This is a genomic window from Litoreibacter sp. GN1-5 (assembly GCF_055693805.1).
Window position 1 is genome coordinate 1921121 of the sequence record NZ_JBVFUP010000001.1, and the last position, 26369, is coordinate 1947489.

Genomic DNA, 26369 nt, shown 5'->3' on the forward strand with positions numbered 1-26369 from the left:
CTAACCTTTCAAGCGGTCAATCAGCGCACGCGCTGAATTGGATTTCGGAACCCAAAGGCCCCGCTCAATTGCTTCCCTTAACCGTTGTGCCATTTCCCGCAACGCAGGCGCGTTATGCTCTGCGATAAAGTCCCGCGTATCATCATCCTCAAGAAACGCCTGATACACCAAGTCAAAATGGTGCCCCCTGACAGCGCCAGTTGTCGCGGCAAACGCAAATAGATAATCCAGTGTTGCCGCCATTTCAAACGCACCTTTGTAGCCATGCCGTTTCACGCCTGCGATCCATTTCGGATTCACAACACGTGACCGCACGACCCGCCCGATCTCATCCTCCAATGTACGGATAACGGGGCGTTCAGGCCGGGAATGATCATTGTGGTAAACAGGTCGATCCCGACCTTGAAGCGTAGAAATCGCCACCGCCGCACCGCCCTCGAACTGATAATAATCGTCCGAGTCGAGCAAATCATGCTCTCGATTATCCTGATTTTGCACAACGGCCTCAGCCTGAGACAAACGCTCTTCAAACGCCCCGCGCATCTGCGTACCTTCGCTATCCTTGCCATAGGCATAACTGCCCCATTCAAGGTAAGCATCCGCTAAATCGGCCTTATCCGTCCAAAGCCGCTCATCAATCATGGCCTGAAGCCCGGCCCCATATGCCCCCGGCTTAGAGCCGAAAACGCGATATGCCTGCCCTTCCGTGCGAAACCGCGCCGCTGCAGGGTTTAAATCCGCCGGTTCATCCAACGCCATAACCGCGCGCGCCGCTGAATCCACCAAAGCAATTTGTTGAGGGAACGCATCTCGAAAAAAGCCCGACACCCGCAATGTCACATCGACCCGTGGCCGCCCCAGTACACCTTGGGGTAAAACCTCGAACCCAATGACCCGCCTATTGGCACTATCCCACCTTGGTTTGCATCCCATCAGCGCAAGGCATTGTGCGATATCATCTCCGCCGGTGCGCATATTGGCAGTGCCCCAAGCAGTCAAAAGCAAAGCGCGCGGCCAGTCGCCATGGGTTTGCAGGTGCTTTTCAATAAGAAGGTTCGCAGATTTCCAACCCAAAGCCCAAGCCGTTGGCGTCGGTATAGCGCGGCTATCGACCGAGTAAAAATTCCGACCCGTGGGCAAGACATCCAACCGCCCGCGTGTCGGCGCACCGGATGGTGCCGGGCTGACGAATTGCCCGGACAGGGCTGTCAGAAACCCCTTGCCTTCCATAGCACCGCAGTTTTCAACGATAGGCCGCACGTGACTTTTAATATGGCCAAGAACAGCCTGACTTGATGGCCCCGTTGCAGGCACAAGATGATCCAGATGGGCAACGGCCAAGGCCTCAACCCGCTCGACGGTGTCTCCGGTGGACCGCCAACGGGTGTCAAGAATGTCCGTCAAAACCTGTGGCCGCGCGCCTTGCCATTCTGCGGACATCTCACAATCAAGAGGGTCAAAACCAAGCTCAAGATCATCCGCAATCGCGCGGATCAACGACTGGTTTTGCCCAGACCCATCCCCCGCGGCACACGTGTCAACGCAATTGTTAAATCCCGCTCCTGCACACCTGTGGGTGAACAGCCAAACACATGCAATCCGTCGCGGATCTGGGCCTCTTTCAACTCGCACAGATAGGCATCAAGCTTCGCCAGATCGCTGTCCTCATCCGCACCACTCATGCCAACATCATCGGCCAACCCAGTGGCCGATGTCAGCGACAGTATCTCTTTGCGCAGATGTGTAATACGCCGAGGATCAACGCCCGCAGCCTCGTAATACTCATCAACCAAAGCTTCCAGATCACGCAAGGGCCCGTAAGTTTCAGCCCGTGTCAGCGGCGGCGTCAGATGATCAATGATCACAGCCTGCGCCCTGCGTTTGGCTTGTGTGCCTTCGCCGGGGTCATTCACAATGAACGGATAGACATGCGGCACAGGTCCCAGAACGACCTCTGGCAAACACTCCTCTGACAAAGCAACAGCTTTCCCCGGCAACCATTCCAGATTGCCATGTTTGCCCATATGCACAATCACATCAGCCCCCCAATGCATGCGAAGCCAGAAGTAGAAGGCAAGGTAATTATGCGGCGGGACCAGATCAGGTGAATGATATGTTTCTGTCGGATCAATGTTATATCCGCGTGCAGGTTGAAGCCCCACAATTGCATTGCCAAACCGGTGGATAGACAGCTTGAAACCATCCGCGAAAAACGGATCGTCCTCGGGCGCACCCCAACGATCTTCGATCTTTTGGCGCACAGCATAGGGGAGCGCACCATAAGCCTTGTTATAAACCTCAAGCGCAAGCACTTCACCACCCTCGGTCGTGGCGCGGTCGGTCAGCCAATTCGTCGGTCCTGCCATCAACTGATCCATCAGCACCTTGCTGTTGTCTGGCATATCGACCTGATAGCCCGCCTCACGCATGATCCGTAGCGCTTCTACGGTGGACGCAGGCGTATCAAGACCAACCCCATTCGCAAGCCGCCCATCCTTGTTAGGATAATTCGCCAGTATCAGAGCCACTTTCCGAGACTCAACGGGCTTCGCCCTTAATCGCGCCCAATTCGCAACCAGCTTGGCGACAAAGCTAATCCTATCTCCCCTGGCCCGGTAGGTCGCAATGGGACATTCCGTGGCTTCATCAAAATAAGCTTCGCCCTTGAAGCTGATCGCGCGTGTCAGGATACGGCCGTCCACCTCCGGCAGTGCAACATTCATCGCAATATCGCGCGCCGAAAGGCCATTTAAACCCTGCTCCCAAGCCTCTTCGGACGACCCGGCGAGCACAACCTGAAACACCGGAGCTTTGTTCGCCGACGGGGTTGTCAGCGGGTTTGCATGTTCTGCATCCCCATCATGAGGGGATCCTACCGCAAAAGACGTGGCGTTCAGGATAACCTTGGGGGAAACTTGCTCAAACAGATGCTTCAATGTCGCCTGAGACACCGCATCCTTCAATGACGCTACGAAGATTGGCAGCGGGTTGAGCCCTTCCCACAAAAGCGATTTGGTTAATCGGTTGATCGGATGAAGCCCCGCCCCTTGCAGCAATGCACGGTAAAAGATCAGCGGCACTATCGGCGCGCCGTCTGTCCAGCTTTGCTTCACAGCTGACAGGTCAGACAACCCCGCCCCAGGCCAGTAGATACCGGAACGTAACAATGGCCGCGCCGCTTCAGGTCGGTCTGTACCGTCCAACATGGCTTTGGCGTAGCGTAGAAAATTCGTAGCATTTTCAGGGCCACCCTCGACCATATATCCCCAAAGCGCATCGTAATCCGCGCCCGAAACCGTGGATAGCGCGCGAAGCTCTGGATCCGATTTGTCATCCCCGGGAAGTGCAGCAAACGAAACCCCCGTCTCGTGCAGGCGGGCGGCATACTGCTCAAGCCCGTATTTCCAATACCCCGCCCCGCCCAACACACGGCCAATGATCAAACCGGATTTTGCTGCGCAATTTTCAATATGCAGATCGACCGACATCGGGTGCTGCAGATGGGTCAGATTAGCCAATCGCACTGATGGAGGATTAACCATTTCATCGCGTGCCGCTGACAGCGCCGCCAACTCTGTATCCGCTGCGGAAATGAAAACAATATCTGCTGGACTCTGCCCCAAATCGACCGGCTCTTGCCCATCGTCAATCGCCCCCGGAGTCGCGACCAATAGGTGCATCAGAGCTGCTTTTTCATGAACAGGCTGGTGTTATTCTCTTCGTAGTCACCAAAAACGCTGCAGCGCACAAAACCATGTCGCGCGTAGAGCCTATGGGCAGCTTCAAGCAGGTTCCCAGTCTCAAGCTTCAAAGCGGGCAGCTGCAAGGCGCGGGCCTCATGTTCAATACGATTGAGAATTGCACTCGCGACACCTTTGCCGCGCGCCGCCTCACTGGTAAACATCGACTTAATTTCACCATAGCCGACCGTCTTTTTCAAAGCCCCGCAACCAAGCAGAGTTTGCCCGTCTCGGGCAATGAAAAAACGCACATTGTTTTCGCAAAGCGCATCAATAGAAAGATAGTAATTATCTTCCGGCGGAAAGAGCGTGCGCATAAGCTCATGGCTTGCCGTCAGAAGTGCCAAGGCCTGCGGACCACGTGGATCACCTCGCTCGACAATCATGCGTTCAAAGCAGCTTCAATCGCTGCGTGATCCAGGCCTGCTTGACCAATGACCACGAGCCGGGTCTCTCGCGTTTCATCAACTCCGAAAGGCCGGTCGAAATACGTATCCACCCGGGGCCCGACAGCTTGCAAAGTCAGGCGCAATGGCTTGCCTGCAACGCTCGCGAAGCCTTTCAAGCGCAAAATATCATGGGCACGGATCACCTCTGCCACCTGTTCGGCAAAAGCTTTCGCATCGCTAATCTCGCCGCATGTTACAACGAAACTTTCGAACTCATCATGGCCATGTTCATGCTCGTGATCATCGCCATCATGGTGGCGATGGTGATGCACTTCATGACGTGCCTCAAGGTCGTCCTCGGCGGCGATCCCTTGTCCAAGCAAAACACCTACCGGAAGCTGCCCCATTGATGCTTTGAGAACCTGAACACCATCCCGGCTTTCGTCTTTCAAAGCCCCTACAAGAGCCATTGCTGCATCCTCGCCCAGCAAGTCAGACTTGTTCACCACAATCATGTCCGCGCAGGCAATCTGGTCTTCGAACAGTTCAGACAAAGGCGTCTCGTGATCAAGGTTATCATCCATCTTCCGCTGCGCATCAACGGCCACCACGTTATGCGCAAACCGGCCCTCAGATACGGCAGCACCATCTACCACAGTCACAACGCCATCCACAGTCACCTGAGTGGAAACCTCTGGCCAGTTGAATGCACGCACCAAGGGTTGTGGCAATGCCAGTCCAGATGTCTCGATCACGATATGATCCGGTTTCACATCCCGCGCCAGCAGCTTTTCCATGGTTGGGATAAAATCATCGGCAACAGTACAGCAAATGCATCCGTTGGATAGCTCCATGATATCATCCTCAGAGCAGGTTTCATCCCCGCAGCCCTTCAGAATATCCCCATCAACGCCCAGATCTCCGAACTCGTTAATAATCAATGCTATCCGTTTTCCATCTGCATTTTGAAGCATGTGACGGATCAGTGTCGTTTTACCAGACCCAAGAAAGCCCGTGACGACGGTAGCAGGTATTTTACCATGCATTTTGAATACCTCAAATTTTCTTTAAACAGCCCTTAGACGGCCCAGAAAGGCCTTCTTTGATAGGTGATCAGGATGTAACTAGCTTGCGGCGTGCAGACGCGGTGTCACCCAATGTGACCCTTCAAGGCTGCGGATCGCTTTGGCACCCGCCAGTACGGCCAGATCAGCCAGAGGCTCAATCAGAACGACCAACATATAGGCAGCGCCAAACGAGAAGACAGCACTGACATTCTCGCCCCCGAAACCAGAGCCATAGAAGGCCCAAAATGCTACCCAAGCGACAATGCCACCCTGATACACCGCTGACATTGCAAAGACTTGTTTGAAGTCGAGGTCCACATAGGCTGTACCCTTGGCAATGACGTGATATGACAGAACATGAAGGCCAAATAACGGTACCAACAAGGTGGTCAGGTTCATAAAATACTGCGACAGATCAGTTGGTGCAAAGAACAGGCCTTGGATTAACAACCCTGCCGCAAGACCAATCGCGGCCGGCCCAGCGCCAAGTACCAACAACAGCGTTGTTCCCAGAATGAAATGCACCTCGGACACACCGACCGACATATGCGGCAGAAGTTCAAAGAAGATAAATACAGCAACCGTTGCAGCAATGCTGCGTGTGGCAAGAGAAAGAACGCCTTTTTCTTTCAGGGTGTCCCAGATCAGTTTCGCCGAATAACCAGCTGCTCCTGCGGCTGTTGCGTAGCTCAGGACTATTTTTGCGCCCGTAACGACGCCTGGTTCGATATGCATTTCTTTTCTCCTCTACCGTCTCACCCGACGGATTGATTTCACCAATGCAAGGCTGGTCTCCTGGCTTGCGGGTCGTGATGCACGTCGACCTTCCCAGATTACTCCAGTGGCATATGTGACGCGCACTCACCGCTTACAGTCGCGGGGGCGGCTGTGGACTAAGGCCCCGAATTGGGTCACCTTCACCACATTCCCATTTCATCCCTGCCGCACTTAGCACGGCGTAGGAACCTTGCTTGTATGTGTGCGCCCAGAGCGTATGGGGGTCAAGAGGGATTACGACACGATGTGCGGCAAACACGTCGGAGCTATTCTTTTACGTGCACTACATGTTTGGTAAATAACGGTTTGAGAAATGTAAAACCCCGACCAAGGGTCGGGGCTTTTTCTTACGTCTTTCTTACGTCAGCATGCGCTCAACTTCTTCACGCTCAAATATCTCGATAACATCGTTAGGGCGTATGTCATCGTAATTCTCAAAAGCCATACCGCATTCCTGACCGGATTGAACCTCAGGCACTTCATCCTTGAAGCGTTTGAGCGTTTTCAAAGTGCCCTCGTGGATCACAACATCGTCTCGCAATAGACGCACACCTGCCGACCGCCGCGCAACGCCTTCGGTCACAAGACACCCGGCAACCTTGCCAACACCAGTAACTTTGAAGACCTCTTTGATCGTCGCATACCCAATGAAGGTTTCCTTGATTTCAGCGGACAGCAAGCCTGAAGCCGCGGCCTTCACATCATCCACAAGGTCATAAATCACCGAGTAATAGCGAATTTCGACGCCTTTCTGGTTTGCCGTATTCCGGGCAGATGTATTGGCCCGAACATTGAATCCGAACACAGGCGCATTGGATGCTTCGGCCAGACCAATATCACTTTCGGTAATCGCACCAACGCCGGAATGCAGCACGCGAACGCGAACCTCTTCGTTGCCAATCTTCTCCATCGCTTGAACAATGGCTTCGGCAGAACCTTGTACGTCCGCCTTCACGAGGATTGGCATTTCGGTCAGGTTCTCATCGTCTTTCGCCTTGGCCATAAGCTGTTCAAGGGTCGTCGCAGCACCAAGGGCTGCACGTTTGTCCTTGGCCGCTTTTTCACGATAAACAGCAATTTCACGAGCCTGAGCCTCGGTATCAACAACATTCAGAACGTCGCCTGCTTCCGGCGTTCCGTTCAAGCCCAGAACTTCAACCGGAACGGAAGGTCCGGCCTCTTTGACGCGGTCACCCTGATCGTTGATCAAGGCGCGCACCTTACCGTATTGTTCACCCACAACGAAGATATCGCCTTGGCGCAAAGTACCATTCTGGACCAGAACTGTCGCGACAGGGCCACGACCTACATCAAGTTGTGCTTCAATCACGGCACCAGAAGCAGCCCGATCAGGGTTTGCTTTGAGTTCAAGAATTTCAGATTGCAGCGCAATGGCTTCAAGCAGGTTATCAAGCCCCTGCCCGCTTATTGCCGAGACCTCAACATCCTGAACTTCGCCGGACATCTTCTCAACGATCACCTCATGTTGCAAAAGGTCAGTCCGCACCTTGTCAGGATTTGCATCGGGCTTATCAACCTTGTTGATCGCAACGATCATAGGAACCTCAGCTGCCTTTGCGTGATTGATCGCCTCAATCGTTTGCGGCATCACAGCATCATCCGCAGCAACAACAAGAACCACGATATCCGTGACCTGAGCACCACGCGCCCGCATGGACGTAAACGCGGCGTGACCTGGTGTGTCTAGGAATGTCAGTTTTGTGCCGTTTTGATCGACCTGATAAGCACCGATATGCTGGGTAATCCCACCCGCTTCGCCTGCAGTCACGCGTGCGTTGCGAATTGCATCCAGAAGCGATGTTTTACCATGGTCCACGTGACCCATAATCGTAATCACAGGCGCGCGCGGTTTCAGATCTTCGGGATCATCATCGGTCTGGGTGATCACGTCTTCGACGTCAGCATCCGAGACCCGAACAACCTTATGGCCGAATTCCTCGATGATTAACTCGGCTGTATCTGCATCAATAGTCTGGGTCTGAGTTGCCATGATGCCATTCGTCATCAGAGATTTGACGACGTCAGCCACACGTTCTGCCATGCGGTTCGCAAGCTCTTGAACGGTGATCGCTTCAGGCAGTTGCACATCGCGCACAACCTTTTCGCGCTCAACAGAGCCACCCATGGCCTTCTGGCGAGCGCGTTCCTGTTTACGCTTCATCGCCGCCATGGATTTTTGCCGTTTACCTTCACCACCAGCCAGAGCCTGATTTAGCGTCAGCTTACCAGAGCGGCGGCTATCATCACGCGCCTTACCTTTGTTGCGATCCATACGATCATCGCCGCGGTCCTTGCGCTGATCTGCGGCAGCCGGTTTGGGCGTGCGTTGTGACGTTGGCTTTTCGGAAATATCGCCCGGTACGGGAGCTGGCGGAGCAGCAGCACGGGTCTTCGCCTCTTCTGCCTCACGCAGTTTACGGGCGTCCTCTTCGGCCTTTACCCGGGCGCGTTCTTCACGCTCGCGCTCTTCACGCTCTTTCTCTTCGGCTTCGGCACGACGACGCTCACGATCTGCAGCACGCGCTTCTTCCTCTGCCTTACGGCGGGCGGCATCTTCAGTTTCGCGCTCCTGAGCAAGCTGAAGCGCCTTCATCCGGCGTTCCATCTCGGCATCCGAAATTCCAGCGGGCCGCTTGGATGGATCGCTTTTTGCAGCCGTCGCAGCACCGGCAGGTTTTCCGGCACCGGGTTTGGGGACGACAACGCGTTTGCGTTTCGTTTCTACCACCACGTTTTTGGTGCGACCGTGGCTGAAACTCTGCTTCACATTGCCCGCACGGGGTCCACCACCACGAATGCCCAAAGGCTTTTTGCCGTCATTCTCGCTCATACGTCGTCTTTTCCTTTCGGGCGGGATTTTCCGCCGCCATGTCCGCGGACACCTCGTAAGCGCTTGGCTTCAGCAATAACCTGTTTGCCGAGTCCCCCCGCTGTTAAGGCGCCATGTATCACACTTTCCCGACCGAATGCCAAACCCAATTCCTGAGAGGTCAAACAGCCTATAAAAACATCTTTGCCAGGCGGTGAACGAAGGCGCGATTTGCCTCGCTCTGAACCATCACTTGCCTGAATCAAAACGCGGGCGCGTTCTGTCTCCAGCAAGCCTTTCACCTTCTCGTAGCCCGTCACAGCCTGACCCGCTTTGCGCGCCAACGAGATAAGATCAACCAGGCGTTGTGCCAGAAGGCTCTCGGTCTGTGCAAACAAACCCTCTGGCACCAAAACCTGTTCTTTGGCCGAGCGCGAGAAAGCCTTTTTCTTTATCGCAGTTTCAAGCGCATTTTTCGTCGCATTCACCCACATTCCACGTCCCGGCAGCTTGCCGCGAATATCCGGTACGGCCTGACCTTCCGGTCCCACCACGAATCGGATCATCAAAGCAGGGTCACCAATCTCGCCGCTTGCAATACAGCGCCGTTCAGGACCTTCATTCAGTTTCTCGCGACCACTGCGGCTCATGAGCCGATCCATCGAGGCCTGAGATCAGGCCTCGACCTCCGTTGTTTCTGCGGCTTCCTCGGTCTCTTCTTCCTCAGAGACCAGATCGGCAGGATCAACCCAACCCAATTGAATGCGGGCGGTCATAACCAGAGTTTGCGCTTCTTCAAGGGACATATCGAATTTCTCCAGAACCCCATCATCCTTGACACGCTCACCATCAACAGTGGTCCAGCCACCGGCCAGTTCCCAATCTGCGCAGGTCGCAAAATCTTCAAGCGTTTTCACGCTATCCTCGGCCAATGCCTCAACCATCTGCGGTGTCAGCCCCTCAAACCCGATCAGGCTATCCTCTGCGCCCAGCTCACGTGCATGTTCCAGCGCTTTTTTGTTCTGCGCTTCAAGGAAATCACGCGCACGGGCTTGCAGCTCGGATGCGGTGTCTTCATCCACCCCGTCAATGACCAAAAGCTCTTCGGTTTCGACATAGGCAACTTCCTCCAGAGAGGTAAATCCTTCAGAGACCAGAAGCTGTGCGAAGAATTCGTCAAGATCAAGCGTATCCATAAACAGCTTTGTACGCTCTTCGAATTCCGCCTGACGCCGCGCGCTTTCTTCTTCCTCGGTCATGATATCGATATCGAGCCCGGTCAGCTGGGATGCCAGACGCACGTTTTGCCCACGACGACCGATCGCCAATGAAAGCTGTTCATCCGGAACGACAACCTCAATCCGCTCGGCCTCTTCGTCCAGAACCACTTTCGTGACCTCGGCAGGCTGCAGCGCGTTCACAAGGAATGTCGGCTGATCTTCATTCCAGGGGATGATGTCGATCTTCTCACCTTGAAGCTCATTTACAACCGCTTGCACGCGGCTGCCGCGCATCCCGACACAAGCGCCGACAGGATCAATAGAGTTGTCATAGGAAATAACTGCTATTTTCGCCCGAGATCCCGGATCACGTGCTACAGCCTTGATCTCGATGATGCCATCGTAAATCTCGGGAACTTCCATTTTGAACAGTTCGGCCATGAATTGCGGGTCTGTCCGGCTTAAGAAAATCTGAGGCCCGCGGGGTTCGCGACGCACATCCTTGATGTAAACCCTGATACGATCATTTGGACGATATGCTTCGCGGCCGATCTTTTCATTCCGACGCAGAACAGCCTCGCCACGACCGATATCAACAATGACATTGCCGTATTCCTCACGTTTGACGAGACCATTGATGATGGTGCCGGCCTTGTCTTTAAATTCCTCGTATTGGCGATCACGCTCAGCCTCACGGACCTTTTGCAAGATCACCTGCTTGGCTGATTGTGCCGCGATACGGCCCATTTCCACCGGAGGCACTTCGTCTACGATTGTGTCGCCCACTTCGGGGTTATCTAGATATTGCTTAGCATCCTCGACATTTAATTCGGCGCGGTCATTCTCGATGGCATCATCCTCAACCACCGTCCGCACACGTGTGAATGTCGCTTTGCCAGTCTTGCGGTCAATAGAGACCCGGATGTCCAACTCCGCCCCATAGCGAGACTTGGCAGCGCGCGCGAGACTTTCTTCCATTGCCTCCACAACCAGCTCAGGGTCGATCATCTTCTCGCGGGCAACAGCCTCGGCGGTTTGCAATAGTTCAAGCTGGTTGGCTGATGTAATTGCCATTTATGTAGTCTCCTCACCGTCGACGATCTCTTGAATCTCGTCAAATTGGGTTTCGTCTATTGCACCCGCATCCTTACGCGACCGCAAAACTTCTCGGATCAGCTCGTCGGTCAACACAAGCTTGGCGTCCGACAGCCAATCGAATTTCAAACCGACGGTGCCTTCGTCGATATTGATCAGCACCTCATCGCCCTCGGTACCGGCGATTATTCCTTTGAAACGGCGGCGGCCATCGATCAGTTCCTCTGTCTCGATCTTGGCCTCGTACCCCTGCCACATCTCAAAATCCTTAAGACGCGTCAAAGGCCGGTCAATTCCCGGCGAAGATACTTCCAGCGTATATTCCCCGGCAATAGGATCTTCCACGTCAAAATGTGCTGACAATTCAGTCGAAATCTGGCCGAGCTCGTCAACCTCAATCCCACCATCAGGCTTATCGGCCATCACTTGCACCGTGTCGATCTTGCCACCCATCAAACGGATGCGCACCAGCTCAAACCCCAACCCCTCAACAACGGGTTTGGCGATTTCAGCCAGACGGCGATCGATAGCGGCTTTGGCAATCAGGTCAGACATAGCTTCCAAAATAAAAAACGGGCGCGCGGCCCGTTGAAATTTCCCGGTGGAGTGTTGGGGGTGGAAACCAACACGCCGCTGTTAAAGGCGATATACGCATCCCAGCCTGAGTCTGCAAGACCACTTCTTTAGTTTACCTGCAAGTCGCCCGCCTGCTCACAACTTTCAAGGGGTGATTGCGCCCCAATAATACCTAAAAGAAAGGGTATCTATTTAACTACCAAAGATAGTTTGGTGTAAAGGCGTCCTACATGATCAGCAGGACGCCCTTCAATTTTATGCGAACCACCAACGCTCTATGAAGCGCGTGCTGTCCATCTGGTAAACATTGCCAATGGTGCCGCTGTTGGTCAGCTTGGTCGAATGGGCGTCGACATAGTTTGCATACATCGGAATTACGCTGCCACCCTCGGTAGAGCACAGCATTTGCATCTCCGTATACATCTCGCGCCGCTTATCCGAATCCAGCTCGGCCCGCGCAGTTAGCAAAAGTTCCTGAAAACGATCGTTTTCCCATCCTGTGTCGTTCCACGGAACACCTGTTTCATAGGCGGAAGAGAACATCCAATCCTCGGTCGCGCGGCCTGCCCAATAAGCTGCACACCATGGCTTTTTCAGCCAAACGTTGGACCAGTATCCGTCGTCAGGTTCCTGCACCACGTTGATGTTGATGCCGGCAGTTTTGGCAGAGGCCTGATAGAGTTGTGCCGCATCAACAGCGCCGGTAAAGGCCGCGTTCGCCGCGCTCAGGTCCACATTGAGTTCGGTTAGACCTGCCTCTTTGAGATAAAACTTGGCTTTGTCCGGATCGAAGGAGTTCTGTTCCAGATCAGCCGCATAATACTGATTGGCAGGGCCAATCGGATGGTCGTTACCAATGGCACCATGACCCTGCAGAATCTTATCAACCATTTCCTGACGATTGATCGCGTGTTTCAGCGCCTTGCGGACGTTCATATCCTTAAACGGATCAGTGCCGACCAGCATCGGGAAGGTGTAGTGCTGGTTGCCTGTAACCTCGAAGATATTGACGTTGGGATTGGCCTTCATCAGCGCTTCGGTTTTAAAGTCAACGCGGTTGATTGCGTCGACCTGACCTGTCATCAAAGCGTTCATCCGGGCGGCCGCATCATTGATGGCGATAACCTCGACCTCATCGAACCAGCCTGCCTCACCATCTTTGTAGTGGCTTTCGACGCGTTTGCCGACAAAGCGCACGCCGGGATCGAAGGACTCAACGCTGTAAAGCCCGGTACCAATACCATTGGCAATCGCTTCTTCAATTTGTCCGGCAGGATACATCAGCAGATGGAAATCAGACATCAGGAATGGGAAATCCGCATTACCGGCAGACAAGGTAAACTGGACTTCATGCTCACCCAGCTTTTTCATCTCGGTGATTGGTTCAACAATCGGCTTGGCTGCAGATTTTGAACCTTCTTCTGTGTGCATCTGTAACGACGCAATCACATCGTCAGCCCCAAAGGCTTTGCCATTGTGGAAGGTCACACCCTCACGCAGCTTGAAAGTCCATGTCTTGGCATCCGCAGAAGCTTCCCAGCTTTCTGCGAGCTCACCTTTCAACTGACCATCAGCGCCGATTTCTGTCAGGCAGTCGAAAACACACCCGTAAGCCAGCAGGATTATGTAAGTGTCCGAATGGGTCCGCCCGTCCCAGCTATCCGAGGTATTGGCACCAGCGATGCCGAGGCGCAGTCTGCCCCCCTTTTTGCCTGCGCGCGGACCGGCAAGCCAGTGGCGGCCAGAACACCAGCGGCGACACTGGTTTTCAAAAGGCTACGTCTATTCATCTGAGACATAAATCTCTCCCCGTTATTCATCATTAAGTGGGACGGTTTTCCGTCCGGTTAAGCCCCGATATGAGGCGATTCGTATTACAGTTTATCAGTCGCGGCATCGCCTATGTTATCCAGACCGCGCTCTTGTAACAGGTTTGTCAGCCAATCCGGGTCCATTTCCGGCACAGAACTAAGTAGAAGATCCGTGTAGGGATGGTGTGGCGGCTGGAACATGTCCAGCTTTGGCCCCTGTTCGATCACTTTGCCATCTTTCATCACGACGACCTCATCCGCGATGGCTTTTACTGTCGCCAGATCATGGGTGATAAACATATAACTCAGACCCAGTTCATCCTGCAATCTGGCCAGAAGTTTCAAAATACCCTCGGCCACCAGCTGATCCAGCGCGGATGTCACTTCATCGCAGATGATAAATTTCGGCTCTGCTGCCAGCGCGCGGGCGATACCAACGCGTTGCTTCTGCCCACCTGACAGTTCAGACGGCAAGCGGTGAAGGTACTGGCTTGGTTCCAACTCAATTTCGCCCAACAAGTATTCAACACGCTTACGTTTCTCGCGGCCCTTGAGGCCCATGTAGAATTCTACAGGGCGACCGATGATCTCTCCAATGGTCTTGCGCGGATTCAGGGCCGTGTCAGCCATCTGATAAATCATCTGTGCCTGACGTAGCTGATCCTTGCTTCGTTTGCGATAATCAGCAGGCAGCGGCACCCCATCAAATTCGATATGGCCGATGCGTGGCGGTAAAAGCCCTGTAATACAGCGCGCAGCCGTGGATTTGCCCGACCCGCTTTCGCCAACAACAGCAACAGTGCGACCGGCGTGAATATCGAAACTTACATCGTGCAAAACATCTGTCTTACCGTAAGAGGCTGTGATGCCTTTCACCGCCACAACAGGTGTAGAAGCGCGCGCAACCGCAGGCTTTGCAGGCCGCTCAAACCCGCGTACCGCCCAAAGAGACTTGGTATAGTCTTCCGTAGGTGCAGACAGCATGGTGCGGGTGTCGGCCTCTTCCACCTCGTCACCTTTCAGAAGCACTTTGATCCGATCCGCCATCTGCGCCACAACCGCAAGGTCATGGGTGATATAGATCGCAGCTGTATCGAACTGCTCTACGATATCGCGGATCGCAGCCAACACATCGATCTGTGTCGTTACATCAAGCGCTGTTGTCGGCTCATCAAAAATAATGAGATCGGGACGACAGGACATGGCCATAGCCGTCATTGCACGCTGCAACTGCCCGCCAGATACCTGATGAGGATAGCGAAACCCGATCTCTTCGGGGTTCGGCAAGCGTAGACGGCGGTAAAGTTCAATGCCGTCTTCTTCGCTTTCCTTTCGGCCTTGAACGCCGTGTTGCACGGGTCCCTCGGTATGCTGATCAATCAGCCGGTGCGCAGGATTGAAACTGGCGGCAGCAGATTGCGCGACATAGGCGATGCGTTTGCCTAAAAGGTCCCGTTTGACGTCTGCGGAGGCTTGCACCAAGTCGATCCCGTCAAACTCGACCGTACCGTCTGAGATACGCACGCCATCACGGGTAAACCCCATGGCAGCAAGTCCAACGGTAGACTTCCCCGCACCAGACTCGCCAATCAGGCCCAGAACCTCGCCCTTGTTCAAATCAAGATCAACGCCCCTGATGATCGACGACCAGGTCTCATCAGACCGGCCCTCAATCTTCAGACCGCGTATTTTCAGCAAGCGGGTCATTCCTTTAGCCCTGAAGATTTCTGCAACATCCAGTCAACAAGGAAATTCACCGCTACAGTCAGCAAAGCAATCGCACCTGCCGCCAAGAGCGGAGCGGTCGCCGCAAGCGGCGCAAAAGCCGCATAGTTGATGAACTGGGACAGATCCTTAACCATAGTACCCCAATCCGCCAAAGGCGGTTGGATCCCGACACCAAGGAAAGACAAGGCCGCAATTGTCAGGAACACGAAGCAGAAGCGCAGACCGAATTCAGCCAGCAAGGGCGCATAGGCATTCGGCAGCATTTCCCGGAAAATCAGGTAGCTTAACCCTTCACCCCGCAGCTTCGCGGCTTCAATATAATCCATAACAACAATGTTTTGACCCACGGCCCGCGCCAACCGGTAAACGCGCGTGCTGTCGATCACCGCAATAATCAGCACCATGAAATAGGTGCGGTTGATGCCGAATTCATTTGCCCAAACAGTCGCAATCGTCATCAACAAAAGCGCAAAAATCAGAGCCGGGATTGCCATCAGCGCATCAACACTGCGCGACAGAAGTTGATCCAGCCAGCCCCCCAAAGTCGCCGCCAGAAATCCCAGAGAAGCACCAATGAAAAATGCAAGACAGGTCGTGGCAAACGCAATACCCACCGTATTTTTGGCCCCGTAGATCAGGCGGCTGAGAATATCGCGTCCGATCTGGTCCGTTCCAAGGGGATAATCCGGGTTCCCGCCGGTTGCAGGATCGCCACCTGGGATAACATTTGCAGCTCCAAGAATCTCGCCCTCGCCATAAGGGGCAATCCAGCCTGCAAATATCGACACAATCGCGTAAATCAAGATTACCAGAATACCGAATGAGGCTGTCAGGGGCATGGTGCGAAACAGCTTTCGCGTCGCTTCGGTGCCAATATAACGGCCAAAAAGACGAAACAGATATGCAGCCACAGAGAAAATAACGAAGCCATGCACCGCCCATCGGAAGAAAACGACACCGGCATTCGGCGCGCCGCCTTCCAGCTCTGCCGGTTGCAGATAATACCAGCCGCCTAACATAATGCAGGCGAATGCAAGCGCATAGCCAAACGCCACGCCATAAGGCATATCCCTGAAAAACGGTGTATTTCCGGTTGTAAGCTGCCCAATAGCACGCATGCCATAACCGCCGATTGAAATAACCACCAAAGCAGCCAGAGCCCAAATCCAAACGCTCATTTCGGATGCCTCAGGCGAGGGTTCGAGATTATCGACAGGATGTCAGCCAAAAGGTTCAGCAGAATATAAGCTGCGGCAAATATCAGGCAGCAGGCCTGCACAACGGGGATGTCGCGGTTTATCACGCTATCTACGAAAAGCTGGCCAATACCGGGATAGACAAACACAACCTCAACCACCACGACACCCGTGATCAGGTAAGCCAGGTTCAGAGCAACCACATTGATGATTGGGGCCAGCGCGTTTGGCAGCGCGTGTTTCACAATCACCCGCATTGGTGACAGGCCTTTCAGGCGCGCCATTTCAATATAGGGTGAGGCAAGCAGATTGATAATCGCCGCCCGTGTCATCCGCATCATATGCGCAGTGATCACAAGGGTCAGCGTCAAGGCTGGCAATACCGTTTTTTCCAGCCGTTCCGCGAAACTCATATCCGCATAAATGCTGCTAACCGGCGGAAACAGCGGATTCAGTGTCGCCAGAAACAACATGACAATATAGGCCAGAAAGAACTCGGGGCTGGAGATCGATGTGAGCGTGGTAATATTCATTGCCCGGTCAAAAACCGAATTGCGATAAAGCGCAGTCAGAATGCCCAATGTGATCGCCAGGGGAACGGCCACTGTAGCAGTAACAGTCGCAAGAAATATGGTATTTCCGAAACGTGGAGCGATCTGTTCGGCAACAGTTCCCAATCCGCTGCTGGTACTTGTGCCCGTATAGCTTTGAAACAAGGCTTGGCTCATGGACGTCCCGAAGTCGCCCCGAAGCACACCAGCAAGCCATTCAAAGTAGCGTATGACCGGATGCTTGTTCAGACCAAGTTCTTCACGAATACCAGCGACGGCCTCAGGCGTCGCCCCTTGGCCAAGTATAGCTTCCGCGAAATCGCCTGGTAACATGTTCACCGCAGTGAAAATGATGACCGATACAACCAGCAGTGTCACAAGCCCCAGAAGGAGCCGTTGTATTATAATCCGTATTAATCCAGCCACGTGGCTTGGTACTTCCCGGTATTTTTTTGTTATGCTTAACCTAACGGCTCAACGGCTTATGTAAAGCCTTGGGATAAATGTTTTTATGTTTCAGAAACTTAGCGAGCAATCGGTATCCCTTACCATATCCGTCACGCGGATCAGCTCAGCTGTAATGCCCGGTTCAGACAAGGCGTGACCCGCAGCTTTGACCATGCGCAAATCAGCGCGGTCCCAACCATCTGCCAGTTGATGTGCCGAAATGGGCGGGCAGATCATGTCATACCTACCCTGCACGATAGTGGCTGGAATGTGGGCAATGACATCGCGGTTCTTCAAGATTTGACCGTCACATTCCAGAAAACCGCGATTGGTAAAATAATGGTTTTCCAGCCGGGCAAAGGCGCGGGCATAGTCTGCGGGGCTATCGCCTACCGGGCCATTCACATGTAAAGCCGCCAGCGCATTTTCCCAACCTGCCCATGCACGTGCAAACCGTGTTTCTAGAGGAATGTCGCCCGAGAATAGGCGTCTGTTATATGCCGCTATCATATCATCCCGTTCATCATGGGGGATGATATCTGCAAACTTTTTCCATTGCTCAGGGAAGAACGCCCCCGCCCCACCGCCGTAGAACCAGTCAAGCTCCGTTTGTGTCATAAGAAACACGCCACGCAAGATCAGATAGGCTGCGCGATCCGGATGGCTTTGTGCATAGAGCAACGCCAATGTTGCGCCCCAACTCCCGCCAAAGACAACCCAGCGATCCACATGAAACGCTTCGCGGATTTTTTCGATGTCACGTACCAGATGCCAAGTCGTATTATGCTCGACACTCGCGTGGGGTTTGGAACGGCCGCAGCCTCGTTGATCAAACAGAAAAATACGATAACGAGCCGGGTCGAAATAGCGCCGCATCGCAGGGCTGCACCCTCCGCCGGGACCGCCATGCAAAACAATTACAGGAATGCCATCGGGGTTCCCGCATTGCTCGACATAGATGCGATGACCATCGCCAACATCAAGCATATGCTGCTCAAACGGGTCAATTGCCGGGTAAAGATGCGCTGCCGCGCGGTTTTGTCCTGCCGATCTGTCCATTATGCCCTATATAACGCCTGAAACATGAACCACCATGCACTAAATCAAGAGAGTTAAGCACGATGACCACAACTGTCGATGCCTCTGAGATCGCAAAATTCGAAGCTATGGCGGCAGAATGGTGGGATCCGAACGGAAAGTTCAAGCCATTACATATGCTTAACCCGTGCCGGTTAGATTACATAATAAGTCAGATCGAGTATGAATTTGACCGTGATGCCACGCAGGACAAACCATTTAAGAATCTTCGAATTCTGGACATAGGCTGCGGCGGCGGCTTGCTAAGTGAGCCTATGGCGCGATTAGGGGCAAATGTTGTTGGCGCAGATGCAGCAGAGCGAAACATTCCCGTCGCACAACTGCACGCAGATCAGGCAGGGCTGGTGATCGACTATCGGCACACAACAGCCGAGGCATTGGCCGAAGCGGGCGAACAGTTTGACGTGATCCTGAATATGGAGGTGGTCGAACATGTCGCTGACCCATTGGCCTATCTAACCGCTTGCCAAAAGCTGTTAAAACCGGATGGGCTGATGATCTGCTCGACGATAAACCGAAACCCCAAAAGCTACGTGATGGCGATTATCGGGGCTGAACATATCATGCGCTGGCTGCCGAAAGGAACGCATGAATGGTCCAAATTCATTACGCCGGATGAACTTGAAAAGCTGCTTAGTCAGGCTGGGTTAATCTTCGAAGACAAGAAAGGATTTGTCTTCAACCCAATTGCATGGAGCTGGTCATTGTCCAGCCGCGATCTGTCCGTGAATTATGTCACAGCAAGTTCAAAACGGGCAGAATAGCCCCTAACTTTCCTGCTCGGACAGCCTGATGCGCAACTCTCGCAAGACAGGTAGGGTTGCGCGGACTTTGTCTGCCCCGATCTGATCGACAATACCGCTGATCATCGGCGCGATTGCCTGTAATGCGGCATCACGCGCACGTCTTCCCGCAGGGCTTATGACAACCTGCTTGCGTCGTGCGTCTTCCCAGTCTGGCGTAACGTGGATATGTCCTGCCCATTCCAGCTTGCTAAGTGTGTTGGTCAACGCCCCTTTGGTCAGATTGAAAACACGTGCCAATTGAGCCGGGGTTCTGGGCTCACTCAGACCCGCAAGATGATTAAGCATTGAGAAATGCGACAGCTCCATCCCTTTGGGCAGGGCTTTGCTTAGCCGATTGCGGGCGAGCTGATCTGTCATAAAAATCTCGCTGAATAGCGAGACGGCAAGTGAGTCTTTCAAATCGGTCATAAGGGTCGCGTATAGTCCCTGTCATGGCTGAGTGAGGGGACACGCTGTCGCGCATCTCTAATCTGGTCAAGATCAAGCTCAACAATGCCGGTCCCAACCTCAGTTCCAGCATCGTATAACACTTCCCCCCAAGGAGCCACCACCAGAGAATGACCGTAGGTTTTGCGTGGCTTCCCGTCCCTTGCTTTGTGCGTGCCGGTTTGCGCCGGGGCAAGGATGAAACACCCTGTCTCAATCGCGCGGGCACGCAGTAACACATCCCAATGAGCAGCACCTGTTACGGGGGAGAATGCGGAAGGGACTGTGATAATCCCTGCCCCGGCCTGCGCGAGATCACGATATAGATGCGGGAAGCGCAGATCATAGCAGACCGTCAGGCCAATCTTGCCAAATGGCGTCTTTGCCAACACCGCTTGGTCGCCGGGGCGGTATCCTTTCGACTCCCGGTACTGCTCGGTGGCAGACAACTGCACGTCAAACATATGTATCTTGTCATAATGCGCGACGATCTTTCCTATCGGATCAATCAGAAAGCTGCGATTGGCAAATCGCCCGTCCAGGTCACCTGTTTTCAATGCCAGTGACCCGATCAAAAGCCATATCCCAAGGGCATGCGCTTCTTCACGTAAGCAGTGCAAGGTCTGGTCGTCTTTTTGAATCTGCAAAACACCCATCTGATGCTCACGGCTGGCTAAGACGCAATTCGTTACTTCCGGTGTCAGCACGAGTTGAGCACCAGCCTTGGCCGCTTCGCGGATCAGACGGCAAGTCTCATGCAGGTTTGCAGCCGGGTCATCCGAAGCACAAAGCTGGATCAACCCCACTTTCATAGGTCACGCCGCCAGTAACGGGTCCAGTTTACCGGAACGGTCCAAAGCGTAAAGCTCGTCGCAACCACCGATATGTTTACCATCAATGAAAATCTGCGGAACGGTCCTGCCGCCATTCGCGCGCTGGATCATTTCGGCCTTCTTGGACGGGCTCAGCGCCACATTGGTCTCGGAAAATTTAGCTTTCTTCTGATTGAGAAGCTTTTTTGCCGCATGGCAATAGCCACATAATGGCGAGGTATAGATTTCAATATTGGCCATGGTGCATCCTTCTGAGCTGGCGGAACTATACGGATTTAGACGTCCTTCGCAACGCGCGCCAGAGCAAGCACGTCAACGTGATCAACGCCCGCGATATGACAAGCCTCCGTAGCAGCCGCAAAAGTTGCCCCACTGGTCATAACATCGTCAATCAGCAGTACGTGACGCCCTTTCAGCACTTTACCATGCTTAGGGTGTGGCTGAATCGTGGCTTCAAGATGTGCAAACCTGTTATCACGGGATTTACCATCAAGACTTTCTGTCGCCTTCGGCCTGTAAAGTGCGCTCGGATGATATTGCGCGCCCAGCATATCGGCTACGCGTCGGGCCAATAAGGCAGACTGGTTATATCGTCGTTTTAGCAAACGCATCCAATGTAAAGGGATCGGCACAACGCATGTGTCCTCCCCCACCGGTGGGGCGACATTTGCCATCCACCGCGCTGCGGGCCTTGCAAGCTCGGTCCGGTCGCCATGTTTCAGCGCCATAACCAGTTTGCGCCCGTTATCCTTGTAGAGCAGCGCAGCGCGGCCATTCCGCCATGGGCGGGCGATGGTGATGCAGTCACCGCATTGCTCATCTTGTCCCGTATCCTCGCCCGGCAACGGCACGCCGCATGTGCTACAACTGAGCCCGTGTATGAATGCTGTATCACGCCAGCAAGCCCCACAGAGGGCAAAATCATCATCCACCATAGCACCGCAGGATATACACTGCGCCGGGTAGACCAGACGTAAGGCGGTTTGCAATCTCATCATGGACCTCTAAGTAGCTGCGAGACCTTTGAACATCGGAGACATCATGCCATCCCCGCCACCGCTCTTTGATCGCACTGCGGTGCTACAGCATCGCGCACGCGCAAAGCGCATCGGGCCGGTATGGTTCTTGCATGACGAAGCGGCATTTGAAGTTCAGGAAAGACTGATGGACGTTAACAGAGCGTTTACGTCACCAGCGATTATCAGTGGGCATCGGGATTTCTGGCAAAATGTGGTGCCTGATGCGGCTTTGATAGACGACGCCGACCTGCTTGATCTTGAGCCTGCATCCCACGATCTGATTATACATGCCATGTGCCTGCATTGGGCGAATGATCCCGTTGGGCAGCTCGTGCAATGCCGCCATGCTTTGAAATCCGATGGGTTATTGCTGGTTGTCATGCTGGGCGGGCAGACATTAGCAGAGTTGCGCACGGCTTTGGCTGAAGCGGAAACGCGATTGACGGGCGGTTTGTCGCCGCGCATTGCTCCGATGGCTGAAATCCGCGACAGTGGCGCACTTTTGCAACGCGCAGGCCTTGCGTTACCAGTCGCGGACAACACAAAATGCACTGCAGATTATGCAACTGCTTTGCATTTGATGCATGATCTGCGGGCTATGGGTGAAAGCAATGCAATGGCTGCGCGGCGGAAAAGTTTTTCCCCACGCAATCTGTTCGCCGAGACAGCACGTATATATTCAGAAGTTTACGGCACAGACGATGGGCGCATCCCAGCAAGTTTTGAGCTGATTTTCCTCACGGGTTGGGCACCTGATGCAAGCCAACAAAAACCGCTGCAGCCGGGCTCTGCAAAAAAGCGCCTTGCCGATTTTTTGAACACAACAGAGTTGGGCGAAGACGCAAAACCGGTTACACAGACGAATTCCCGTGAAAGGGGCGACTAAAATGAATATGATGAACATGATGTCCAGCACACCTCTACCCCATGCCCCGACAGACCATCCAAAGGTGAAATTTGGTAAAATCGGCATTTTGCTGGCCAATCTTGGCACGCCTGATGATTACACGTACTGGCCCATGCGTCGGTATCTGGGCGAGTTTTTGTCTGACAAACGTGTCGTGGATTACAGCCCCTTCATCTGGCAACCGCTTCTACAACTGATCATTCTGACCAAACGCCCTTTTTCCAGCGGCGCGGCTTACAAAAGCATCTGGAATCATGACAAGGGCGAGAGCCCTTTATTGACCATCACAAAAGATCAGACGGCAAAAATCACCGAAACAATGAAAGCCAAATACGGCGATCAGGTCGAAGTTGATTTCTGTATGCGCTATGGCAACCCATCGACCAAATCCAAAGTGCGTCAGATGGTTGAGCGCGGTTGCGACAAGATCGTCTTCTTTCCGCTGTATCCTCAATATGCTGGTGCAACCTCAGCCACGGCAAACGATCAACTTTTCCGGGCGTTGATGCAGGAAAAATGGCAGCCGTCAGTACGAACTGTGCCTGCATATTTTGAGCATCCCGCGTATATCGACGCGCTCGCCAAATCGGTTGAGGATGCTTATGCAAACATTACGGACCGACCCGATGTGTTGGTCTGTTCTTACCATGGCGTGCCAAAGCGCTATCTAATGGAAGGTGATCCGTATCATTGTCAGTGTCAGAAGACATCACGCCTGTTAAAAGAACGGCTGGGGTGGGATGACAGTGATATTGTTACCACCTTCCAGTCCCGCTTTGGCCCGGAAGAATGGTTGCAGCCCTATACCGTTGAAGAAGTCGCGCGGCTGGCTGAAGGCGGGAAGAAAAAAATTGCCGTGATCGCGCCCGCTTTTTCGGCTGACTGCATAGAGACACTTGAAGAGATCAATGAAGAGATCAAAGAAAGTTTTGAAGAAGCTGGCGGGAAACAGTTCACCTATATCCCCTGTCTAAACGACGACGATGCGCATATTGCAGCACTGTCAGAAGTTATCGACGAAAATCTTAAGGGTTGGATCTGACCTGCTGAGCTCAGGCCAGATCCTATGCTCGATAAGTATCTTACGCTGCAACCTGCTCTACTGGGAAACCTTCGTAGTACTTCTGGCCGACTTGAATTCTTATGCGACCATCTTTCAGGGCTTTCACAAATAACCCCTGAATAGACACACAACTGCCTACAGTGACTGTTCTCAACATGACCTCCTCCACAAAGATCGTTCTGAAATTGGCAAAAATGTACTCGTCAACTGTTATATTATCAGCAATTAATAGCCGAAAAGGGGGAATATAAGGCGGAATTGTGGCGAAATGCGCACAATTCAGTCAACCAAGCGCCTTTTTACAACCAGTCACGCAGGATAGGAATCAATGGAATATCCGCTGGTGGCATTGGATAATTGCGTAAATCTCTTGGATGCACCCATTTCAAAACCTGCTTTTCCTGTGCCCGAGGCACTCCTTCCCATTTACGGCAGGCAAAAAGTGGCATGAGCAAGTGGAAGCTATCATAACTGTGGCTGGCGAACGTCAGAGGGGCAAGACAGCTAGACCAGGTGTTAATGCCAAGCTCTTCCTGCAACTCACGAATAAGGGCAATTTCCGGAGTTTCCCCGGGCTCAACCTTACCGCCTGGGAACTCCCAAAGACCTGCCATCGATTTGCCTTCCGGACGTTTGGCCAGAAGAACACGGCCATCTCTGTCGATCAGAGCAACTGCGGACACAAGAACAGTCTTCAAGATCTGTAATCCGCATTTATTTCGATATAACGGTGGGTCAGATCACAGGTCCACATGATCGAAACCCCTGCCCCGAGACCCAGATCAGTTGTGATGATGATATCCTGATTTTTCATATATGCGGCTGCATCAGCCTCTTTATAATCAGGGGACACCCAGCCATTCTCGGCCACGAGGATATCGCCGAACCGGATTGATAACCTATCACGGTCAGCCACAGCACCGGATTTTCCAACAGCCATCACGATGCGGCCCCAATTCGGGTCTTCTCCTGCAACCGCCGTTTTGACCAGAGGCGAGTTTGCAATAGACATCGCAACCTTGCGCGCATCACTGTCCGATGCTGCCCCTGTGACACGCAGCTCGACAAATTTCGAGGCACCTTCACCATCCCGTACGACCTGATGCGCCAAATCCAGCATCACCTCATGCAGCGCAGAGGCGAATTGGTCATTGCCCTCGACATCAACGTCCGCGACCCCTGTCGCAGCTATAAGAAGAGTGTCAGACGTCGAGGTATCGCCATCAACTGTAATTGCATTGAAAGTCTTGCTGTTCAGGTCTGTCACAAGCGTCTGAAGCGCTGGTTGGCTGATCCTGGCGTCAGTAAAGATATAGACAAGCATCGTCGCCATATCCGGCGCGATCATGCCCGATCCTTTGGCGATGCCGGCAATATTTACTGCTGTACCATCAACCTGTACCTGTGCAGATGCTCCTTTAGGAAAGGTATCGGTCGTCATGATGGCCTTGGCCGCATCACCAATGTTGTCCGGCGCTAATGTAGCGGCAAGCTGTTGCATGGCACCGGTGATCTTCTCGTCAGGCAGACGCTCACCAATAACACCAGTTGACGCGGTGTATACATGAGCATCCGGTATGCCCAGCGCCACCCCTGCAGCCTGGCACATCCGTTCAACAGACGCATCACCATGTCGCCCTGTAAACGCGTTGGAATTGCCCGAGTTTACAAGGAAGGCAAAGCCATGCTTCGGGTCTTCCGCTGCATGCAACTTGCGCTGACAATCAAGGACATTGGCTGACCGGGTGGCGGAGGTCGTGAATACCCCCGCGACCGATGCCCCAGCAGTAATACTGGCAAGCACAACATCTTTACGTCCCGCATATCTCACACCCGCTTCAACCGCGGCGAATTGCACACCGGCTATAACAGGCAAGTCGGGGAACCCCCTTTCGGTGCAAGGGGGAGATCGGCGGAGAAGTAACCATTCAAGTGCTCTTTGCAGAAGATTATTCAGTCAGCAAATCTTTATTCCGGATCAATGCCGGGTCAACCTCAACTTCTGTTTGAATTACTTCTGCTGAGCTGGTGACATCTTCAATAGCTTTTTCAATCGCCGCCGAGCGAAGCCCACGCTCAACCTCGTCGCGTACTTCTTCTAAAGGAGGCGCATCCTTGGTTCGGGTTTCCTTACGGATGAGAACATGCCAGCCAAACTGGGTTTGAACTGGTTCAGAAACCTCTCCATCCTTCAGAGCCAGAACGGCCTGCTCAAATTCAGGAACCATAGCACCTTTGCCAAACCAGCCCAGATCTCCACCACTGGGACCGCTGGGACCAGTCGACTTTTCTTTCGCAAGTTCTACGAAATCTGCACCACCATCCAATTCTTTCTTGATTGCGACCGCATCTTCCTCGCTCTCAACTAGAATATGGGCTGCGTTATATTCCTCTTCTGGGTCTGCATTGGTGTATTGCTCTGCATAAGCTTCTTCTATTGCTTTTGGATCTATATCTGCAACACCCACACGTGTCAGAAATTCACCAGCCAGAAACGCGCGGCCTTCGTTTTCCATAGCAAGCTCAATCGCACGGTCCTTATCTTTTTCCATCGCTTGGCTTAGCGCAGTTTGCTGCACAAGCTGGTCAATAATACCTTCATAAAGCTGATCATCGGGGAGCGCTTTATACTGTTCAGGCAGACGTTCCTGCATAGCGATTACGTGCCCCAACGTAATGTCAGTGCCGTTTACAGTCGCCAAAACTGTGCTTGCATCCTGTGCTGCCACTGGCATTGCAACGGTGACAGCCAAGCCTGTTGCACGAAGAAGTGTTGAAAATCTGGTCATA

The 26369-nt window shown here is 53.3% G+C and carries 21 protein-coding genes, 2 pseudogenes and 1 riboswitch; of the genes and pseudogenes, 3 read left to right on the plus strand and 20 right to left on the minus strand.

Annotated elements, in window-relative coordinates:
- From cobN to pip, 13 genes and pseudogenes are all read right to left on the minus strand, one after another.
- Positions 1-3680 (minus strand): annotated as a pseudogene (gene cobN, locus ACZ1HF_RS09710) (cobaltochelatase subunit CobN).
- The gene (locus tag ACZ1HF_RS09715) at positions 3680-4126 is read right to left on the minus strand and encodes a GNAT family N-acetyltransferase (RefSeq protein ID WP_472657300.1); all 447 of its coding nucleotides are present in this window, start codon (positions 4124-4126) and stop codon (positions 3680-3682) included. Before ACZ1HF_RS09715 ends, cobN begins: the two are co-directional and overlap by 1 nt.
- On the minus strand, positions 4123-5175 hold the full coding sequence (gene cobW, locus ACZ1HF_RS09720) for a cobalamin biosynthesis protein CobW (RefSeq protein WP_472657301.1): 1053 nt from the start codon (positions 5173-5175) through the stop codon (positions 4123-4125). Before cobW ends, ACZ1HF_RS09715 begins: the two co-directional genes overlap by 4 nt.
- A 78-nt stretch (positions 5176-5253) precedes the next feature.
- Positions 5254-5931, minus strand: coding sequence for an energy-coupling factor ABC transporter permease (locus tag ACZ1HF_RS09725; RefSeq protein ID WP_472657302.1), 678 nt, complete (start codon positions 5929-5931; stop codon positions 5254-5256).
- A gap of 33 nt (positions 5932-5964) precedes the next feature.
- A riboswitch (cobalamin riboswitch) is annotated at positions 5965-6181 on the minus strand.
- A 150-nt stretch (positions 6182-6331) separates the two neighbouring features.
- Positions 6332-8824, minus strand: a complete 2493-nt coding sequence (gene infB, locus ACZ1HF_RS09730) for a translation initiation factor IF-2 (RefSeq protein WP_472657304.1) — start codon at positions 8822-8824, stop codon at positions 6332-6334.
- On the minus strand, positions 8821-9453 hold the full coding sequence (locus ACZ1HF_RS09735; protein ID WP_472657305.1) for an RNA-binding protein: 633 nt from the start codon (positions 9451-9453) through the stop codon (positions 8821-8823). The genes infB and ACZ1HF_RS09735 overlap by 4 nt, the downstream gene beginning before the upstream one ends.
- Positions 9454-9477: 24 nt before the next feature.
- Positions 9478-11097 carry a transcription termination factor NusA gene (gene nusA, locus ACZ1HF_RS09740; RefSeq protein ID WP_472657306.1) on the minus strand — a complete coding sequence of 540 codons (1620 nt, stop codon included), beginning with the start codon at positions 11095-11097 and terminating at the stop codon, positions 9478-9480.
- On the minus strand, positions 11098-11673 hold the full coding sequence (gene rimP / locus ACZ1HF_RS09745) for a ribosome maturation factor RimP (protein WP_472657307.1): 576 nt from the start codon (positions 11671-11673) through the stop codon (positions 11098-11100). It abuts the gene before it with no gap.
- A 276-nt stretch (positions 11674-11949) separates the two neighbouring features.
- Positions 11950-13493: pseudogene (locus tag ACZ1HF_RS09750) on the minus strand (ABC transporter substrate-binding protein).
- Positions 13494-13568: 75 nt separating this feature from the next.
- Entirely contained in the window at positions 13569-15212 is a 1644-nt protein-coding gene (locus ACZ1HF_RS09755) for an ABC transporter ATP-binding protein (RefSeq protein WP_472657308.1), read from the minus strand.
- Complete coding sequence (locus ACZ1HF_RS09760; protein WP_472657309.1) at positions 15209-16411, minus strand: ABC transporter permease; 1203 nt, start codon at positions 16409-16411, stop codon at positions 15209-15211. Before ACZ1HF_RS09760 ends, ACZ1HF_RS09755 begins: the two co-directional genes overlap by 4 nt.
- Complete coding sequence (locus ACZ1HF_RS09765) at positions 16408-17406, minus strand: ABC transporter permease (RefSeq protein WP_472657310.1); 999 nt, start codon at positions 17404-17406, stop codon at positions 16408-16410. Before ACZ1HF_RS09765 ends, ACZ1HF_RS09760 begins: the two co-directional genes overlap by 4 nt.
- A gap of 90 nt (positions 17407-17496) precedes the next feature.
- Entirely contained in the window at positions 17497-18486 is a 990-nt protein-coding gene (gene pip, locus ACZ1HF_RS09770; protein WP_472657311.1) for a prolyl aminopeptidase, read from the minus strand.
- 62 nt (positions 18487-18548) lie between these two features.
- Between pip and ubiG the strand changes: the two genes are divergently transcribed.
- A complete protein-coding gene (gene ubiG, locus ACZ1HF_RS09775) occupies positions 18549-19289 on the plus strand; it encodes a bifunctional 2-polyprenyl-6-hydroxyphenol methylase/3-demethylubiquinol 3-O-methyltransferase UbiG (RefSeq protein ID WP_472657312.1) in 741 nt (246 codons plus the stop codon).
- A 3-nt stretch (positions 19290-19292) separates the two neighbouring features.
- On the opposite strand, the gene ACZ1HF_RS09780 is transcribed toward ubiG, so the two are convergent.
- Genes ACZ1HF_RS09780 through ACZ1HF_RS09795 form a run of 4 tightly spaced genes read right to left on the minus strand, consistent with a single transcriptional unit; the run spans position 19293 to position 21585 of the window.
- Positions 19293-19739, minus strand: coding sequence for a MarR family winged helix-turn-helix transcriptional regulator (locus ACZ1HF_RS09780; protein ID WP_472657313.1), 447 nt, complete (start codon positions 19737-19739; stop codon positions 19293-19295).
- A complete protein-coding gene (locus ACZ1HF_RS09785) occupies positions 19736-20569 on the minus strand; it encodes a carbon-nitrogen hydrolase family protein (protein WP_472657314.1) in 834 nt (277 codons plus the stop codon). The genes ACZ1HF_RS09780 and ACZ1HF_RS09785 overlap by 4 nt, the downstream gene beginning before the upstream one ends.
- A 3-nt stretch (positions 20570-20572) precedes the next feature.
- Positions 20573-20830 (minus strand): glutaredoxin 3, encoded by a 258-nt coding sequence (gene grxC / locus ACZ1HF_RS09790; RefSeq protein ID WP_472657315.1) that lies wholly within the window; start codon positions 20828-20830, stop codon positions 20573-20575.
- Between the two features lie 35 nt (positions 20831-20865).
- Complete coding sequence (locus ACZ1HF_RS09795; protein ID WP_472659022.1) at positions 20866-21585, minus strand: ComF family protein; 720 nt, start codon at positions 21583-21585, stop codon at positions 20866-20868.
- Between the two features lie 46 nt (positions 21586-21631).
- On the opposite strand from ACZ1HF_RS09795, the gene ACZ1HF_RS09800 reads away from it, so the two are divergent.
- Together ACZ1HF_RS09800 and hemH are read left to right on the plus strand one after the other, a co-directional pair.
- A complete protein-coding gene (locus tag ACZ1HF_RS09800) occupies positions 21632-22495 on the plus strand; it encodes a methyltransferase domain-containing protein (protein WP_472657316.1) in 864 nt (287 codons plus the stop codon).
- A 7-nt stretch (positions 22496-22502) separates the two neighbouring features.
- A complete protein-coding gene (gene hemH, locus ACZ1HF_RS09805; protein ID WP_472659023.1) occupies positions 22503-23558 on the plus strand; it encodes a ferrochelatase in 1056 nt (351 codons plus the stop codon).
- Positions 23559-23878: 320 nt separating this feature from the next.
- Here hemH and ACZ1HF_RS09810 read toward each other — a convergent pair whose 3' ends face one another.
- The 3 genes from ACZ1HF_RS09810 to ACZ1HF_RS09820 all read right to left on the minus strand — a co-directional run bounded on the left by ACZ1HF_RS09810 (position 23879) and on the right by ACZ1HF_RS09820 (position 26368).
- Positions 23879-24277 (minus strand): (deoxy)nucleoside triphosphate pyrophosphohydrolase, encoded by a 399-nt coding sequence (locus ACZ1HF_RS09810; protein WP_472657317.1) that lies wholly within the window; start codon positions 24275-24277, stop codon positions 23879-23881.
- A complete protein-coding gene (gene argJ / locus ACZ1HF_RS09815) occupies positions 24274-25455 on the minus strand; it encodes a bifunctional glutamate N-acetyltransferase/amino-acid acetyltransferase ArgJ (RefSeq protein WP_472657318.1) in 1182 nt (393 codons plus the stop codon). Before argJ ends, ACZ1HF_RS09810 begins: the two co-directional genes overlap by 4 nt.
- Positions 25456-25528: 73 nt before the next feature.
- The gene (locus ACZ1HF_RS09820; protein ID WP_472657319.1) at positions 25529-26368 is read right to left on the minus strand and encodes a peptidylprolyl isomerase; all 840 of its coding nucleotides are present in this window, start codon (positions 26366-26368) and stop codon (positions 25529-25531) included.
- Position 26369 lies beyond the last annotated feature (1 nt).